Here is a 16,513-nt window from a genome sequence, read left to right on the forward strand (position 1 = left end):
CCTGCCGTCGGTCTGCTTCCGGCCGGTCCGTTCGGCTTCTGTTCGGCTTCTATCCGATCCGTTCGGCGAGGGCGACGATGATGCCCGAGGGGCCGCGGAGGTTGCAGAGCCGGTAGACGTTCTCGTACCGCGCGACCTCGCCCAGGAGTTCGGCGCCGTGGCGGCGCAGCCGGGCGATCGTGTCGTCGATGTCGTCGACGGCGAACATGACCCGGTGCAGGCCCAGGGTGTTGGGCGGCGGGTCGGGCGGCCCCGCGGTGACCGCCGCGGGGTCGTGGAACTTCGTCAGCTCCAGCTTCCCGTGGCCGTCCGGGGTGCGCATCATCGCGATGGCGCTGCGCACCCCGTCGAGGCCGAGCATCTGATCCACCGGGGCTCCCGCCAACTCCGCCTCGCCCTCCAGCTCCATGCCCAGCTCGGTGAAGAAGTCGACGGCGGCCGCCAGGTCGTCGACGACGATGCCTACGTTGTCCATCCGCTGAATCGTCACGGGGTGCTCCTCTGCCGCGCGTGGTCCGCCCCGGCTACTGGTACCCCTGGGACGGAGCCGGCGCCGCGTTCTCGACGTCCGGTCACCCGGCCCGGCGTCCCTCGTCCACGCATCCGCGTACCCACCGTGAAGCCTTGACCTGGGCTGCTCGGCACTCCACGATCTGCTGATGCACATACGCCTCTCGCTCGTCGCCGCCGCCCGGAGCGCCTCGCTGCTCGCCGAGCGCTTCGACGACGACCGGCCGCTCGACCAGGCGGGCTGGCACGAGGTGCAGCTCGCCGCCCCCGCGCTGCTGCCGCTCGGCGCGGCCGAGCTGCGCTACTGCTCGCCCACGCCGCGCAGCCGGGCCACCGGCGACGCCCTCGGCTTCGCGCCGCTCGCCCAGCCGGCGCTGCGCGACTGCGACATGGGGCGCTGGCGCGGGCTGACCCTCGCCGACGTGACGGCCCGCGAGCCGGCAGCCGTCGACGCATGGCTGGCCGATCCGCGCTCGGCGCCGCACGGCGGCGAGTCGCTCCTCGCGTTCATCTCACGGGTCGGCGGCTGGCTCGACACCCGCCCGGTGGGCGACGGTTCGCGGATCCTCGCCGTGGCGGAGCCCTCGGTGGTCAGGGCGGCCCTGGTCTACGCCCTGAAGGCGCCCCCGTCGACGTACTGGAACATCGACGTCCGCCCCCTGTCGACGGTCACCCTGACCGGCCACGGCGGCCGCTGGAACCTGCGGATCGCGGGAGCGAGCGAAGGCGCCGCCACCGTGTGACGCGGTCAGCCGCGCGTCCGCCGGGTGTACGAGGTCGTGAGGATCAGATCCTTCTCCGGGCCGCCGACGCGCCACCGCGTCCACCAGTGGTCCGCGTCGTACACCTCGAACTCGCCCCGGTAGAGGTCGAGCGCGCACGGGTGGTCGGCGGTGTACCGGCCTGTGCGCAGGTCCAGGTCGTGGAAGGGGCGGCCGTCGGCGAAGCACACCCGTGCGGTGCCCGGAGCATCGCCGGGCAGATAGCGCAGGGTGCGTTCGGCGGGGCGCGCCGTGCCGCGCCAGGTGAAGGTGCCGGACTCGTGGTGCAGCAGGCCGTCCCCGGCCCGGCCGAAGTCCGTCGTACCGGAGAAGAACCCCTCGGCGTCCCCGGCCACGTCCCGCGCCGTCCGCTCCACCTGCCAGGTCCCGGCCAGATACGTCAGCACATCCGGTACGCCGTGGAACTCCCCGCCCCTCACACGCGCCACCCGGTGTCGGCCGCCCAGCGTTCGGCGCCGGCCATCAGGACATCGGTCGCCGGTGCCTTGATCTGGCCGTAGTCCGGCAGCTGCGGCACGCTCAGCGCGAGCCGCTGCTTGAAGGCGCCCCACGCGTCGCGCGCCGCGTCGTGCGCGCGCAGGTAGTCGCGGAACAGCAGGGCATAGCGGGCCCCGGGGCCGCCGTGCTCGCGCAGGTGGACGTTGCAGCGGCGGGCGCCGGGAGCGGGGGCGAGGACCAGCTTGGGGCGGCGGTGTCCCGACGAGGGCTCGGAGCGGTTCCACGGCTCGGGCCGGAGGCGGAAACCGATCGCGGCGAGCGGCGGGACCAGCAGCGCCTCGTCCAGCGCGGCCACCCGCACCTGGACGTCCACACAGTCCTTCGCCGCGAGCCCCGGCACAGACGTCGACCCCACATGGTCGACCGCCACCGCGAGTCCGCCGAGGGCGGCCCGGAGGTCCACGGCCAGCCGCTCGAAGTCAGCGGGCCACGACGGCCGGTACGGCACGACGGTCAGGGACTCGGCTGCTTCATCCGGAAAGGGCATGCCCGCAGGCTACGCGGCGACGGTCAAGGCGCTCAGGTGCTCAGGCGCCCAGGCGCTCGGCTCAGGTCCTCAGCTCTCGTCGGCCGCCCGGTACAGCTCCGCCACGACGATCTTCTTCATGCCGAGCATGGCCTTCATGGCGCGCTGGGCGCGGGCCTCGTCCGGGTCGGACATGAGCTCGCCGAGGGCCTTGGGCACGACCTGCCAGGACAGCCCGTACTTGTCCTTGACCCAGCCGCAGGGGCCTTCCTCGCCGCCTTCGGAGAGCTTCGTCCAGTAATGGTCGACTTCCTCCTGGTCGGCGCAGTCGATGGAGAGGGAGACCGCCTCGTTGAAGGTGAACTCGGGGCCGCCGTTGAGCGCGAGGTACGGCTGGCCGTCCAGCTCGAAGTCGACGGTCAGGACGGACCCGGCGGGGCGCGGTCCGGCCTCTCCGTAGTACGAGACGTTCTTGATCTCCGAATTCGGGAAGACCGAGACATAGAACTTGGCGGCCTCCTCGCCCTGCGTGTCGAACCACAGGTTGGGCGTGATGCGGGGCATGGCTCTCTCCTGTCGTCTGCGGGACCACTCTGACCCTTGCCTCTACAGACCCTGGGTCCGGAGGAAACTCATCGCCACTCCGCCGCCCTGTATTGCATTGCATAAAACTGCGGCCATGCGTATAGTCATGCTCTCTAGGAGGAGGGTTCCATGGCGGTACGCGCAGCAGTGGCAGGAGCGAGTGGGTACGCGGGCGGTGAGCTGTTGCGTCTGCTGCTCGTCCACCCCGAGGTGGAGATCGGCGCCCTGACCGGCAACACGAACGCGGGACAGCGCCTCGGCTCCCTGCAGCCGCATCTGCTGCCGCTCGCCGACCGCGTCCTGGAGCCGACCACCGCCGAGGTCCTCGCCGGTCACGATGTCGTCTTCCTCGCGCTGCCGCACGGTCAGTCCGCCGCCGTCGCCGAGCGGCTCGGCCCGGACGTCCTCGCCGTCGACATGGGCGCCGACTTCCGGCTGAAGGACGCGGGGGACTGGGAGAAGTTCTACGGCAGCGAGCACGCCGGCACCTGGCCCTACGGCCTGCCCGAACTGCCGGGCGCCCGCGCCGCGCTGGAGGGGTCCAAGCGCATCGCGGTGCCCGGTTGCTACCCCACCGCCGTCTCCCTCGCGCTCTTCCCCGCGTACGCGGCGGACCTCGTCGAGCCCGAGGCGGTGATCGTCGCGGCGTCCGGCACCTCCGGCGCGGGCAAGGCGGCCAAGCCGCACCTGCTCGGCTCCGAGGTCATGGGGAACATGTCCCCGTACGGCGTCGGCGGCGTGCACCGGCACACCCCGGAGATGATCCAGAACCTGAGCGGCGCCGCGGGCACCCCCGTCACCGTCTCCTTCACGCCGACCCTGGCCCCGATGCCCCGCGGCATCCTCGCCACCTGCAGCGCGAAGGCGAAGGACGGCGTCACCGCCGACTCCGTGCGCGCCGCGTACGAGAAGGCCTACGCCGACGAGCCGTTCGTACGGCTGCTGCCCGAGGGGCAGTGGCCCACGACGGCCGCGGTGTACGGCTCCAACGCCGTACAGCTCCAGATCGCCCACGACGAGGCGGCGGGCCGTGTCATCGTGATCAGCGCCATCGACAACCTCACCAAGGGCACCGCGGGTGGCGCGGTGCAGAGCATGAACATCGCCCTCGGACTTCCCGAGGACACCGGACTTTCCACGATCGGAGTGGCGCCGTGAGCGTCGCACGCGCGGCCACCGGGCCGCAGACAACGACGAAAGCCGCGCCGCCGCGCCGCGCGGGCGGAGAAGCGAACAAGGAGATGCAGTGAGCGTCACGGCAGCTAAGGGATTCACGGCGGCGGGCATCGCCGCCGGGATCAAGCAGAACGGCAACCCGGACCTGGCCCTCGTGGTCAACACCGGGCCCCGCCTGGCCGCCGCGGGCGTCTTCACCTCCAACCGCGTCAAGGCCGCCCCCGTCCTCTGGTCGGAGCAGGTACTCAAGGGCGGGACCGTCTCCGCGGTGATCCTCAACTCCGGTGGCGCCAACGCCTGTACGGGCCCGCAGGGCTTCCAGGACACGCACGCCACGGCGGAGAAGGTCGCCGAGGTGCTCGACGGGGTGAACGCGGGCGAGGTCGCTGTCTCGTCGACGGGACTCATCGGCGTCACCCTGCCCATGGACAAGCTGCTCCCGGGCGTCGAGACGGCCGCCGCCGAACTCTCCGCGCACGGCGGCGAGAAGGCCGCCATCGCCATCAAGACCACCGACAGCGTCCACAAGACCGCCGTCGTCACCAAGGACGGCTGGACGGTCGGCGGCATGGCCAAGGGCGCGGGCATGCTCGCCCCCGGCCTCGCCACGATGCTGGTGGTCCTGACGACCGACGCCGACCTGGAGTCCGACGCCCTGGACAAGGCGCTGCGGGACGCCACCCGGCTCACCTTCGACCGGGTCGACTCCGACGGCTGCATGTCGACCAATGACACGGTGCTCCTGCTTGCCTCCGGTGCCGCCCAAGTCGTCCCGGAATACGCGGAATTCGCCGAGGCTGTCCGGGAAGTCTGCGACGACCTCGGGCGGCAGCTCATCGGCGACGCCGAGGGCGCGAGCAAGGACATCAAGGTCGAGGTGGTCAACGCGGCGAGCGAGGCCGACGCCGTCGAGGTCGGCCGGTCCATCGCCCGCAACAACCTCCTCAAGTGCGCCATCCACGGCGAGGACCCCAACTGGGGCCGGGTGCTCTCCGCGATCGGCACGACCTCCGCCGCCTTCGAGCCCGACCGGCTCAACGTGGCGATCAACGGCGTCTGGGTCTGCAAGAACGGCAGCGTGGGCGAGGACCGCGAGCTGGTCGACATGCGCTACCGGGAGGTCGTCGTCACCGCCGACCTCGCGGCCGGCGACGAGACCGCGACGATCTGGACCAACGACCTCACGGCCGACTACGTCCACGAGAACAGCGCGTACTCGTCATGAGCGAAGACACGAGCACGGACCCGGGCAAGGACATGAACGGCCATCCCACCGCGCGCAAGCACACCGCGCTGCCCAAGGCGCAGATCCTCGTCGAGGCGCTGCCCTGGCTGACCCGGCACCACGGCAAGACCGTCGTCATCAAGTTCGGCGGCAACGCCATGGTCGACGAGGAGCTGAAGGCCGCCTTCGCGCAGGACGTCGTCTTCCTGCACCACGCGGGCCTCAGGCCCGTCGTCGTGCACGGCGGCGGACCGCAGATCAGCGCCGCCCTCGACCGGCACGGCATCGTCAGCGAGTTCAAGGCGGGCCTGCGCGTCACGACCGAGGACGCCATGGACGTCGTCCGCATGGTGCTCGCCGGACAGGTGCAGCGCGAGCTCGTCGGTCTGCTCAACCAGCATGGCCCGCTCGCCGTCGGCCTCACCGGCGAGGACGCGCACACCATCACCGCCACCAAGCACACGCCCCGCATAGAGGGCGAACTCGTCGACATCGGCCGGGTCGGCGAGATCACCGAGATCGACACGGGCGCCATCGAGGCACTGCTCGCCGACGGCCGTATCCCGGTCGTCTCCTCGATCGCCCGCTCCCAGGACGACGGACATGTCTACAACGTCAATGCTGATACGGCGGCTGCGGCACTTGCGGCTGCGCTGGACGCAGAGACCCTGATGGTCCTCACGGACGTCGAGGGCCTCTACGAGGACTGGCCCAACAGCGACGAGGTGATCAGCCGCCTCACCGCCGCCGAGCTGGAGAAGCTCCTGCCCGAGCTGGCCAGCGGCATGGTCCCGAAGATGGAGGGCTGTCTGCACGCCGTACGCAACGGCGTCGAGACGGCCCGGGTGATCGACGGACGCGTCCAGCACTCGATCCTGCTGGAGATCTTCACGGACGAGGGCATCGGCACGATGGTCGTGCCCGATGCGGAGGGGGAAGCGCAATGACCGGCAACCAGGAGCTGACCGAGCGCTGGCAGGGCGCGCTCATGGACAACTACGGCACGCCCAGGCTGCCCCTGGTGCGCGGCGCGGGCAGCAAGCTGTGGGACGCCGACGGCAATGCGTACGTCGATTTCGTCGGCGGCATCGCGGTCAACGCGCTCGGCCACGCCCACCCGGCGGTCGTCGAGGCCGTGAGCACCCAGATCGGCGCCCTCGGCCATGTCTCGAACCTCTTCGTCGCCGAGCCGCCCGTCGCGCTCGCCGAGAAGCTCCTCGCGCTCTTCGGGCGCGAGGGCAGGGTGTACTTCTGCAACTCCGGCGCGGAGGCCAACGAGGGTGCCTTCAAGCTGGGCCGGCTGACCGGGCGTCCGCACATGGTCGCCACCCAGGGCGGCTTCCACGGCCGGACCATGGGCGCGCTCGCGTTCACCGGGCAGCCCGGCAAGCAGGAGCCGTTCCTGCCGCTGCCCGGCGACGTCACGCACGTACCGTTCGGCGACGTGGAGGCCCTGCGCGCCGCGGTCACCACCGAGACCGCCCTCGTGATCATCGAGCCCATCCAGGGCGAGAACGGCGTCGTCGTGCCGCCCGCGGGCTACCTCAAGGCGGCCAGGGAGATCACCGAGTCCACCGGCACGCTGCTCGTCCTGGACGAGGTGCAGACCGGAATCGGCCGTACCGGCCACTGGTTCGAGTACCTCGCGCACGAGGACGTACGGCCGGACGTCGTCACGCTCGCGAAGGGTCTGGGCGGCGGACTCCCGCTCGGCGCGACCGTCGCGTTCGGCGCGGCGGCCGAGCTGTTCAAGCCCGGTCACCACGGCACGACGTTCGGCGGGAACCCGGTCGCGTGCGCGGCCGGCCTCGCCGTCATCGACACCATCGAGGCCGAGGGCCTCCTGGAGAACACCAAGCGGGCGAGCGAAAAGCTGCGCGACGGAATCGAGTCACTCGGACACCCGCTCGTCGGCCATGTCAGGGGCGCGGGCCTGCTGCTGGGTATCGTGCTCACCGAGCCGCTCGCGCCCCAGGCGCAGCAGGCGGCTCAGGACGCCGGCTTCCTGGTGAACGCGCCCGCCCCCGATGTCGTACGGCTGATGCCGCCGTTGAACGTCCGCGACGACGAGGTGGACGCGTTCCTCCAGGCACTGCCCGGCGTCCTCGACAACGCTTTGAAGGCCGCCAAGGCCAACGGGGACGGACGATCCGGAGAATGAGACGACGATGAGTCATGCGCAAGGCAACGAGCACGCGGAGCACCCGGATCACACCGGGCCCGCGGTGCCGCAGACCCGCACCGCACGCCACCGCCGGATCGTGGACATCCTCAACCGGCAGCCGGTGCGCTCCCAGAGCCAGCTGGCGAAGCTGCTCGCCGACGACGGACTGACCGTCACGCAGGCGACGCTCTCCCGGGACCTGGACGAGCTGAACGCGGTGAAGATCCGCAATGCCGAGGGCGATCTCATCTACGCGGTGCCGAGCGAGGGCGGTTTCCGCACCCCGCGCGCGCCGCTGGGGGAGTCGGCCAAGGAGGAGCGGATGCGGCGCCTCTCCGCCGAGCTGCTGATCTCGGCGGAGGCCTCGGCGAACCTCGTCGTCCTGCGCACCCCGCCGGGCGCGGCCCAGTTCCTCGCGTCGGCGATCGACCAGGCCGAACTGCACGACATCCTGGGCACGATCGCGGGCGACGACACGCTGATGCTGATCAGCCGGGAGGCCACGGGAGGCCAGGCGCTCGCCGACCACTTGCTGCGCCTGGCGTCCAACGAGCACTGATCAGCGGCGCGCCCGGCGTGCCATCCAGGCGGCGACCACCGCGCCGGACACGTTGTGCCACACCGAGAACACCGCGGAGGGCAGCGCGGCGAGCGGGCTGAAGTGGGCCGTGGCGAGCGACGCCGCGAGGCCCGAGTTCTGCATCCCGACCTCGAAGGCCATCGCGCGGGACGCCGGCTGCCCGAGCCGGGCCAGCTTGCCCGCGCCGTAACCGAGCGCGAGCCCGAGGCCGTTGTGCAGGAAGACGGCGAGGAACACCAGTGCCGCGGCCGACTTGATGGCCGCGGCACTGCCCGCGACCACGATCGCCACGATGGCGGCGATCGTCAGGGCGGACAGCCACGGCAGGGCGCTGAGCACCCGCCCGATGTACCGCCCGAAGAGCAGCCGCACGACCAGGCCCGCGACGACCGGCAGCAGCACGGTCTTGAGGATGTCCGTCACCATCGACCCGGCGTCCACGGGCAGATACTCGCCCGCGAGCAGCAGCGTCAGCGGCGGCGTGATGAGCGGCGCGAGCACGGTCGAGACGGTGGCGACCGAGACGGAGAGCGCCACGTCGCCTCGGGCCAGGTACGTCACCACGTTCGACGCGGTGCCGCTGGGCGCGCAGCCGACCAGGATCACTCCGGCCGCCAACTGGGGCGAGAGGCCGAGCGCGTGGGCGATGAGCCAGCCGAGCCCCGGCATGATGATGTAGTGCGCGACCAGGCCGAGCGCGACGGCCCAGGGCCGCTTGACGACGCCCTGGAAGTCGAGCGGGGTCATCGTGAGCCCCATGCAGAACATCACGACGCCCAGCAGGTACGGGACGTTGGTGCCCCATCCCTCGAAGGTGTCCGGCGTCGCGAGGCCGAGCGCTCCGGCGGCGAGCACGAGGACGGGGAAGACGGTGACGGCGAGCCGGGCCGCCTTGTCGCCGCTCTCGGTGGAGTCGGGGATCGTCTGTTCGGTTTGCACCCGGCGATGCAACGCCGCCGTCCCGCGCGGACGCAACCCCGTCTCGATATGTGGTCGCTACATCTACGAGGGCGGCGGACCTGGACTCGGGGCCGCGTGACTCCGTACCGCGTGACTCACTACGGCGTGACTCAGTACCGCGTGATCGCCGTGGGACCCGAACTCGTCCCGATCGCCATGTGCGGCCGCCGCTCCTCGTCCGCCCACCGCAGGATCCGCCGCATCGCGTCCGCGGACACCGACACGCAACCCGCCGTCGCCCCGCGCCCGTTGACGTGCAGGAAGATTCCCGCGCCCCGGCCCCGCACCGGACGGTCGTAGTTGAAGCCGATCACCAGCGCGTGCGCGTACTGGCGGTCGTACGTCACGAGGTGCTCCGACTCGGCGGCGCGGCAGTCGGCGGGGCGGGGCTGGGTCCAGCGGTTGTAGGAGCGGGAGTCGTTGTCCTGGCACCACCAGGAGTCCTTCGTCACGCGGCGGTAGCGGTAGTCCGTGCCGGGCGGCGCGGACTTGATGCCGAAGGCGTACGGAAGGCGGAAGAGCCCGGTGGGCGTCGTGTTCGTGCCCTGTTTGCGCGAGCCGCCCTCCGCCAGGCCCTTCGCGCCGAACCGTGCCGCCGCCGACCCCGCCTTCGTCCACTTTCCGCCGCTGCGGTCCCACCAGGTGACGGTGCCGGTGGTGGAGCCGGTGCGTGCCGCCCGCGCGGTGATGAGCTGGCTGCCGCCTCCGGTGTCGGCCATGCGGTCCGGGAGCGGTCTCGCCGGGGCGCCGGGTGCCGCCGGGACGGTGCCGGCGGTGGCGAGCAGGGCTGCGGACACGAGGGCGGCGGCACGGAGGCGCATGGCTCAGACCGTACTGGGCGGCAGGGGCAACGGCAGCCCCGGCAGGCCGTCGATGCTCTGCGCGATCCACTCCTTCTTGGCGAAGTACGCGCTCAAGGAGTCGTCGTCCTCGCGAGCGAAGCGCTTGCCGTGCAGGTCGCGGTCCTCGTCGTACGACATGAAGGGGACGCCGTATCCGCAGGTGTCGCGGATGAGTTCGGCCGTCACGACGATGATCGCGCGCAGCCCGTGCGGGGTGGGGTCGATGCCGGGGAAGTGCCCGAGCAGCTCCGCCCAGCGCGGATCGTCGCGGAAGACGGGTTCGCCGCGCCCGTGCACCCGGACGATGTTCGGCGGGCCCTGGAACGCGCACCACATCAGGGTGATGCGCCCGTTCTCGCGGAGGTGCGCGACCGTCTCCGCGTTGCTGCCCGCGAAGTCCAGGTAGGCGACGGTGTGTTCGTCGATGACCGCGAAGGATCCGGTCAGGCCCTTGGGGGAGAGGTTGATCGTGCCGTCGTCCGCGAGGGGGGCGGTCGCGGTGAAGAAGATGGGCTGCGCCTCGATGAAGGTGCGGAGCCGGCCGTCTATGCGTTCGTGAGTCTTTCCCATGGCCAGGGATTATTCGGCAGAGGTACTTCGGCTGTCTAACGACTTCGCGGGCGAGTGCCTCGCCGATTCGGGGCGGATTGACGAATCATGCAGGTGACTGCATACTCATGCATAACAGCGAATGTAGACCAGTACTTGAATGCAGACCAGTGCTTGCAGAGCGAGGAGAAGCCCATGACCGAGCGCGTCGTACTCGCCTACTCCGGCGGTCTGGACACCTCCGTCGCCATCGGCTGGATCGCCGAGGAGACCGGCGCCGAGGTCATCGCCGTCGCCGTGGACGTCGGCCAGGGCGGCGAGGACCTGGACGTGATCCGCAAGCGCGCCCTCGCCTGCGGTGCCGTGGAGGCCGAGGTCGCGGACGCGAAGGACGAGTTCGCCGACGAGTACTGCCTCCCGGCGATCAAGGCCAACGCCCTCTACATGGACCGTTACCCCCTGGTCTCCGCCCTCTCGCGGCCCGCCATCGTCAAGCACCTCGTGGCCGCCGCGCAGAAGCACGGCGCCGGGACCGTCGCCCACGGCTGCACCGGCAAGGGCAACGACCAGGTGCGCTTCGAGGCCGGCATCGCCGCCCTCGGCCCCGGCCTGAAGTGCATCGCCCCGGTCCGCGACTACGCGATGACCCGCGACAAGGCGATCGCCTTCTGTGAGGAGAAGGGCCTCCCGATCGCGACCACCAAGAAGTCCCCGTACTCCATCGACCAGAACGTCTTCGGACGGGCCGTCGAGACGGGCTTCCTGGAGGACATCTGGAACGCGCCGATCGAGGACATCTACGAGTACACCTCCGACCCTGCCGAGCCGCGCGAGGCCGACGAGGTCGTCGTCTCCTTCAAGGGGGGCGTCCCGGTCGCGATCGACGGCGAGCCCGTCACCGTCCTCCAGGCCGTCCAGCGGCTCAACGAGCGGGCGGGTGCCCAGGGGATCGGCCGGATCGACATGGTCGAGGACCGGCTCGTCGGCATCAAGTCCCGTGAGGTGTACGAGGCTCCGGGCGCGATCGCGCTCATCACCGCGCACCAGGAGCTGGAGAACGTCACCGTCGAGCGCGAACTGGCCCGCTACAAGCGGCAGGTCGAGCAGCGCTGGGGCGAACTCGTCTACGACGGCCTGTGGTTCTCCCCGCTGAAGCGCGCCCTGGACGGTTTCATCGAGGAGGCCAACCAGCACGTCACCGGAGACATCCGGATGACGCTGCACGGCGGGCGTGCCGTCGTCACCGGGCGCAGCTCCAGCGAGTCGCTCTACGACTTCAATCTCGCCACCTACGATGCGGGCGACACCTTCGACCAGTCCAAGGCGCAGGGCTTCATCGAGATCTTCGGGCTCTCGTCGAAGATCGCCGCGCGGCGGGACCTCGCGTAACCCATTCTCTTTCTCTCTTGTCAGCAACAGCCTTGAGGAGCACGTGCAGTGAGCAGCAACAACGGCGGTGACGTCCGGCTCTGGGGCGGACGGTTCGCCGACGGGCCCGCCGAGGCCCTGGCGAAGCTGTCCGCGTCGGTCCACTTCGACTGGCGTCTGGCGCCGTACGACATCGCCGGTTCCCGTGCCCACGCGCGCGTGCTGCACAAGGCGGGACTGCTCACCGAGGACGAGCTGACCCGCATGCTGGCCGGGCTCGACCAGCTGGAGGCCGACGTGGCCGACGGCTCGTTCGTCGGCACGATCGCCGACGAGGACGTGCACACCGCCCTGGAGCGCGGCCTGCTTGAGCGGCTCGGCCCCGACCTCGGCGGAAAGCTGCGGGCGGGCCGGTCGCGCAACGACCAGGTGGCGACGCTCTTCCGGATGTATCTGCGGGACCACGCCCGGATCATCGGCGGGCTGATCGCCGAGCTCCAGGAGGCGCTCGTCGGCCTCGCCGAAGCGCACCCGGACGTCGCCATGCCGGGGCGTACGCACCTCCAGCACGCCCAGCCGGTGCTCTTCGCGCACCACGTCCTCGCGCACGTCCAGTCCCTTTCGCGGGACGCCGAGCGGCTGCGGCAGTGGGACACGCGGACGGCCGTCTCGCCGTACGGCTCCGGCGCGCTCGCCGGGTCCTCGCTGGGCCTCGACCCGCAGGCGGTCGCCGAGGACCTGGGCTTCGAGCACGGTTCCGCGGGCAACTCCATCGACGGCACGGCATCGCGTGACTTCGTCGCGGAGTTCGCCTTCATCACCGCGATGATCGGCGTGAACCTCTCCCGGATCGCCGAGGAGATCATCATCTGGAACACGAAGGAGTTCTCCTTCGTCACGCTCCACGACGCCTTCTCCACCGGCTCCTCGATCATGCCGCAGAAGAAGAACCCGGACATCGCCGAGCTGGCGCGGGGCAAGTCCGGTCGTCTGATCGGCAATCTGACGGGTCTGATGGCCACGCTCAAGGCGCTGCCCCTCGCGTACAACCGCGACCTCCAGGAGGACAAGGAGCCGGTCTTCGACTCCTGCGACCAGCTGGAGATCCTGCTGCCCGCCTTCACCGGCATGATGGCCACCCTCACCGTCAACCGCGAGCGCATGGAGGAGCTGGCCCCGGCCGGCTTCTCGCTCGCCACCGACATCGCCGAGTGGCTGGTCAAGCAGGGCGTGCCGTTCCGTGTCGCGCACGAGGTCGCCGGCGAGTGCGTGAAGGTCGCCGAGGCCGAGGGCAAGGAACTGGACGGCCTCACCGACGAGCAGTTCGCGAAGATCTCCGAGCACCTCACCCCCGAGGTGCGCACCGTCCTGAACGTGCCGGGCGCCCTGGCCTCCCGCGACGGCCGCGGCGGCACCGCGCCCTCCGCCGTCGCCGTCCAGCTCGCCGAGGTCAAGGCCGATCTGACGGTTCAGCAGGAGTGGGCCGCGGCGCGTAAGTGACGCCGCCGCAGCGCGTGCCGCGTTGACGTGGGCATCGCGGGTTACGTTGGTCGCCGTCCGCAAGGAGCCGACCGAACGGAGCCCGCGATGCCCTTCTCGCGCTTGTCCGCAGCGACCACTCCCACCGCGCACATCGGGTTCGGCCTCGCCGCAGTCGGCAGGCCCGGTTACATCACGCTCGGCCGCGACGCCGATCTGCCGCCGACGCGCAGCGTGGAGGCCCTGCGCGAGCGCACCCTCGAACTCCTCGACGCCGCCTACGCGTCGGGGGTCCGCTACATCGACGTGGCCCGGTCCTACGGCCGCTCCGAGGAGTTCCTCGCCGACTGGCTGAATGCCAGGCCGGACATCCGTGACGTCGTCGTCGGCAGCAAGTGGGGCTACACGTACACGGCGGCCTGGCGCACCGAGGCCGACGGGCCGCACGAGGTCAAGGACCACAGCGTCGCCGCGTACGCCCGTCAGCGCGAGGAGAGCGCCGAACTGCTCGGCGACCGGCTCGACCTCTACCAGATCCACTCCGTCACGCCCGAGAGCCCGGCCCTCACCGACAAGGAACTGCACGCCAGACTGGCCGAACTGGCGGCCGACGGAGTGACCGTGGGCCTCTCCGTGAGCGGCCCGGAGCAGGCGGCCGCCATCCGCGCCGCGCTCGCCGTGACCGTCGACGGCGAGCCCCTCTTCCGTACCGTCCAGGCCACCTACAACGCCCTGGAGACCTCGGCGGAACCCGCGCTCGCCGAGGCCCATGACGCGGGGCTCACCGTCCTGGTCAAGGAGGGCATGGCCAACGGCCGCCTCGCGGGGGAGCACGCCCCGGCGGCCCTGCGCGAGGTCGCCGAGGAGACCGGGCTGGGCTGTGACGCGGTGGCCCTCGCCGTGGTCCTGCGCAAGCCGTGGGCGGGCGTCGTCCTCTCCGGGGCGGCGACCCCGGTCCAGCTCGTCTCCAATCTGCACGCGGCGGCCGTCGACCTCGACGCGGGGCAGCTGGAGCGGCTCGCCGGGCTAGTGGAGGAGCCCGCCGCGTACTGGGAGCGGCGCGGGCAGCTGCCCTGGCACTGAGCCCGACCCCTGAAGTGACCTCTCCATGAGAGCCGTACGCATCTGATGAGACAAAAATGTCTCACATGGCTTATGGTTGTCTCATGTCAGTCGATCGCGACCAGGTGCTCCGCAGCGCCGCGGCGCTCCTCACCCGCAAAGGCTCCGCCACGATGGACGAGGTGGCCCGTGCGGCGGGGATCAGCCGGGCCACGCTGCACCGGCACTTCGCCGGGCGCGACGCCCTCGTCCGCGCCCTCGAAGAGCTCGGGCTCCAGGAGGTCGAGGCGGCCGTCGAGGCCGCCCGGCTCGACGAGGGCCCCGCGGCGGACGCCGTGCGCCGCCTCGTGAAGGAACTCGAGTCCTCGGCAGGGCTGCTCGCGTTCCTCGTCACCGAGAACCAGCTCTTCGAGGGCGACGAGCAGCACGAGGGCTGGGCCCGGCTCGACGCCGAGGTGGCCGCGCTCTTCCGGCGCGGTCAGGAGAGCGGCGAGTTCCGCATCGACCTGACCCCCGCCTGGCTCACGGAGGCGCTGTACGGGCTCGTCGGCTCGGGCGCCTGGGCCGTACTGGACGGCCGAGTGGCCGCCAAGGATTTCTCATACATGATCGCCGAGCTGCTGATCGGCGGCGCGCAACGGAGAGTGGAACCATGACCAGCACCCAACAGCGGACCTCCCCGGCGGAGGTGGAGCGCAGTCCAGGGCGTTGGCTCGCGCTCGCCGTACTGGTGCTCGCCGTGCTGCTCGTCGCCGTCGACGCCACGGTGCTCGGCCTCGCCACGCCGTACATCAGCGAGGACCTCAAGCCGTCCGGCACGCAGCTGCTGTGGATCGGTGACGTCTACTCGTTCGTCATCGCCGGTCTGCTCGTCTCGATGGGCAGCCTCGGCGACCGTATCGGCCGCAAGAAGCTGCTCCTGACCGGTGCCGTCGCCTTCGGCGCGGTCTCGGTGCTCAACGCGTACGCGACCACGCCCGAACTCCTCATGCTGGCCCGCGCGTTGCTCGGTGTCGCGGGCGCCACGCTGATGCCGTCCACGCTCGCGCTGATCCGGAACATCTTCCACGACCCGCGCGAGCGCAGCATCGCCGTCGGCATCTGGGGTGCCATGGCGTCGGCGGGCGCGGCCGTCGGTCCGGTCGTCGGCGGGTTCCTGCTCGAACACTTCTGGTGGGGCTCGGTCTTCCTGATCAACCTGCCGGTGATGGCGGTCCTGGTCGTGGTCGGCATCAAGTTCATCCCCGAGTCGAAGAATCCGGCGCCGGGTCCCTGGGACCTGATCAGCGTCGTGCTCTCGCTCATCGGCATGATCGCCGTCGTGTACGCCGTCAAGGAGGCGGCGGCGCACGGTCCGCGCTGGGACGTCGCGGTGGCGGGCGTGCTCGGCGTGAGCGCGCTGACCTGGTTCGTGCGACGCCAGCTCACGCTGACCGCGCCGCTGCTCGACATGCGGCTGTTCCGCAACCGGGGCTTCTCGGGGGCCGTCCTCGCCGACCTGCTGACCATCCTCGGCCTGTCCGGCCTGGTCTTCTTCCTCTCCCAGTTCCTGCAACTGGTCCAGGGGCGGCGGCCGTTCGAGGCGGGTCTCGCCGAACTGCCCGCCGCGGTGGGCGCGGTGGCCGCCGGTCTGATCGCGGGCATGGTCGCGCGGCGGTTCTCGGTGCGCGCCGTGGTCGCCGGGGGACTCGCGGCGGTCGGCCTCGCGCTCGCGGCGCTCACCACCCTGAGCCAGTCGACCGGCTATCCGCTGCTGGGAGTGCTGCTCCTGGTCGTCGGCGTCGGCGCGGGGTTCTCGTTCACGGTGACCGCCGACGTGATCCTCTCCGGCGTGCCGAAGGAACAGGCGGGCGCGGCGTCGGCCGTCTCGGAGACCGCGTACGAACTGGGCGCGGCACTCGGCATCGCGCTGCTGGGCTCCATCGTGACCGGCGTCTACCGGGACTTCACCGCCCCGGCCGGCACCCCGCCCGAGGTGGCGTCCGCCGCGCATGAATCGCTGGGCGGTGCGGTGGAGTCCTCGGCGGGGCTCCCGGCAGGCCGGGCGGAGGCGCTGCTCGCCTCGGCGCAGGACGCGTTCGTGGACGGGCTTCGCCTGGCGGCGGGCGTGGGAGCGGCAGTGCTGCTCGCCGCCGCGGTGGCGGCCTGGTTCCTGCTGAAGGGCTCGAAGCTGGAGGACGGCGTCGAGCACTGATGAATGTCGAGCACTGATGAATACGGTCGAGCACTGATGAACACGACGGAGGGCCGCACCCCAGGGGGTGCGG

Annotated in this window: 18 protein-coding genes; 11 read left to right on the forward strand and 7 right to left on the reverse strand. The window is 71.1% G+C overall.

The window, feature by feature from the left end; translation table 11 throughout:
* Positions 1-49: 49 nt before the first annotated feature.
* Positions 50-475 (reverse strand): VOC family protein, encoded by a 426-nt coding sequence (locus ACIBKX_RS27610; protein ID WP_363274415.1) that lies wholly within the window; start codon positions 473-475, stop codon positions 50-52.
* A gap of 184 nt (positions 476-659) precedes the next feature.
* Between ACIBKX_RS27610 and ACIBKX_RS27615 the strand changes: the two genes are divergently transcribed.
* Positions 660-1,253, forward strand: a complete 594-nt coding sequence (locus tag ACIBKX_RS27615) for a histidine phosphatase family protein (RefSeq protein WP_363274369.1) — start codon at positions 660-662, stop codon at positions 1,251-1,253.
* Between the two features lie 5 nt (positions 1,254-1,258).
* Here the strand turns inward: ACIBKX_RS27615 and ACIBKX_RS27620 are convergent, their stop codons facing one another.
* The 3 genes from ACIBKX_RS27620 to ACIBKX_RS27630 all read right to left on the reverse strand — a co-directional run bounded on the left by ACIBKX_RS27620 (position 1,259) and on the right by ACIBKX_RS27630 (position 2,820).
* Positions 1,259-1,711, reverse strand: coding sequence for a DUF6314 family protein (locus ACIBKX_RS27620; protein ID WP_363274371.1), 453 nt, complete (start codon positions 1,709-1,711; stop codon positions 1,259-1,261).
* Entirely contained in the window at positions 1,708-2,277 is a 570-nt protein-coding gene (locus ACIBKX_RS27625; RefSeq protein ID WP_363274372.1) for a GrpB family protein, read from the reverse strand. The genes ACIBKX_RS27620 and ACIBKX_RS27625 overlap by 4 nt, the downstream gene beginning before the upstream one ends.
* Positions 2,278-2,346: 69 nt before the next feature.
* Positions 2,347-2,820, reverse strand: coding sequence for a VOC family protein (locus ACIBKX_RS27630; protein WP_363274373.1), 474 nt, complete (start codon positions 2,818-2,820; stop codon positions 2,347-2,349).
* Positions 2,821-2,970: 150 nt separating this feature from the next.
* Here ACIBKX_RS27630 and argC point away from each other — a divergent pair, with 150 nt between their 5' ends.
* From argC to ACIBKX_RS27655, 5 genes are all read left to right on the forward strand, one after another.
* Entirely contained in the window at positions 2,971-3,999 is a 1,029-nt protein-coding gene (argC, locus tag ACIBKX_RS27635; RefSeq protein WP_363274374.1) for an N-acetyl-gamma-glutamyl-phosphate reductase, read from the forward strand.
* An 88-nt stretch (positions 4,000-4,087) separates the two neighbouring features.
* Positions 4,088-5,242, forward strand: coding sequence for a bifunctional glutamate N-acetyltransferase/amino-acid acetyltransferase ArgJ (gene argJ / locus ACIBKX_RS27640; RefSeq protein ID WP_363274375.1), 1,155 nt, complete (start codon positions 4,088-4,090; stop codon positions 5,240-5,242).
* Positions 5,239-6,189 (forward strand): acetylglutamate kinase, encoded by a 951-nt coding sequence (argB, locus tag ACIBKX_RS27645; RefSeq protein ID WP_399376267.1) that lies wholly within the window; start codon positions 5,239-5,241, stop codon positions 6,187-6,189. Before argJ ends, argB begins: the two co-directional genes overlap by 4 nt.
* Positions 6,186-7,403 (forward strand): acetylornithine transaminase, encoded by a 1,218-nt coding sequence (locus tag ACIBKX_RS27650; protein ID WP_363274376.1) that lies wholly within the window; start codon positions 6,186-6,188, stop codon positions 7,401-7,403. Before argB ends, ACIBKX_RS27650 begins: the two co-directional genes overlap by 4 nt.
* 7 nt (positions 7,404-7,410) lie before the next feature.
* Positions 7,411-7,965, forward strand: coding sequence for an arginine repressor (locus tag ACIBKX_RS27655; RefSeq protein WP_135330399.1), 555 nt, complete (start codon positions 7,411-7,413; stop codon positions 7,963-7,965).
* Here ACIBKX_RS27655 and ACIBKX_RS27660 read toward each other — a convergent pair whose 3' ends face one another.
* From ACIBKX_RS27660 to ACIBKX_RS27670, 3 genes are all read right to left on the reverse strand, one after another.
* Entirely contained in the window at positions 7,966-8,925 is a 960-nt protein-coding gene (locus ACIBKX_RS27660; protein ID WP_363274377.1) for a bile acid:sodium symporter family protein, read from the reverse strand.
* 131 nt (positions 8,926-9,056) lie between these two features.
* Positions 9,057-9,767, reverse strand: a complete 711-nt coding sequence (locus ACIBKX_RS27665) for a L,D-transpeptidase family protein (protein ID WP_363274378.1) — start codon at positions 9,765-9,767, stop codon at positions 9,057-9,059.
* 3 nt (positions 9,768-9,770) lie between these two features.
* Complete coding sequence (locus ACIBKX_RS27670; RefSeq protein WP_363274379.1) at positions 9,771-10,358, reverse strand: pyridoxamine 5'-phosphate oxidase family protein; 588 nt, start codon at positions 10,356-10,358, stop codon at positions 9,771-9,773.
* Positions 10,359-10,532: 174 nt separating this feature from the next.
* Between ACIBKX_RS27670 and ACIBKX_RS27675 the strand changes: the two genes are divergently transcribed.
* From ACIBKX_RS27675 to ACIBKX_RS27695, 5 genes are all read left to right on the forward strand, one after another.
* On the forward strand, positions 10,533-11,726 hold the full coding sequence (locus ACIBKX_RS27675) for an argininosuccinate synthase (RefSeq protein ID WP_363274380.1): 1,194 nt from the start codon (positions 10,533-10,535) through the stop codon (positions 11,724-11,726).
* A 48-nt stretch (positions 11,727-11,774) separates the two neighbouring features.
* The gene (argH, locus tag ACIBKX_RS27680) at positions 11,775-13,205 is read left to right on the forward strand and encodes an argininosuccinate lyase (protein WP_363274381.1); all 1,431 of its coding nucleotides are present in this window, start codon (positions 11,775-11,777) and stop codon (positions 13,203-13,205) included.
* A gap of 87 nt (positions 13,206-13,292) precedes the next feature.
* Complete coding sequence (locus ACIBKX_RS27685) at positions 13,293-14,267, forward strand: aldo/keto reductase (protein ID WP_363274382.1); 975 nt, start codon at positions 13,293-13,295, stop codon at positions 14,265-14,267.
* 83 nt (positions 14,268-14,350) lie between these two features.
* Complete coding sequence (locus ACIBKX_RS27690) at positions 14,351-14,902, forward strand: helix-turn-helix domain-containing protein (RefSeq protein ID WP_363274384.1); 552 nt, start codon at positions 14,351-14,353, stop codon at positions 14,900-14,902.
* On the forward strand, positions 14,899-16,440 hold the full coding sequence (locus ACIBKX_RS27695) for an MFS transporter (RefSeq protein WP_363274385.1): 1,542 nt from the start codon (positions 14,899-14,901) through the stop codon (positions 16,438-16,440). The genes ACIBKX_RS27690 and ACIBKX_RS27695 overlap by 4 nt, the downstream gene beginning before the upstream one ends.
* Positions 16,441-16,513: the final 73 nt, after the last annotated feature.

Source organism: Streptomyces sp. NPDC050658 (assembly GCF_044457025.1).
In the GTDB taxonomy this organism is placed as follows: Bacteria; Actinomycetota; Actinomycetes; order Streptomycetales; family Streptomycetaceae; genus Streptomyces.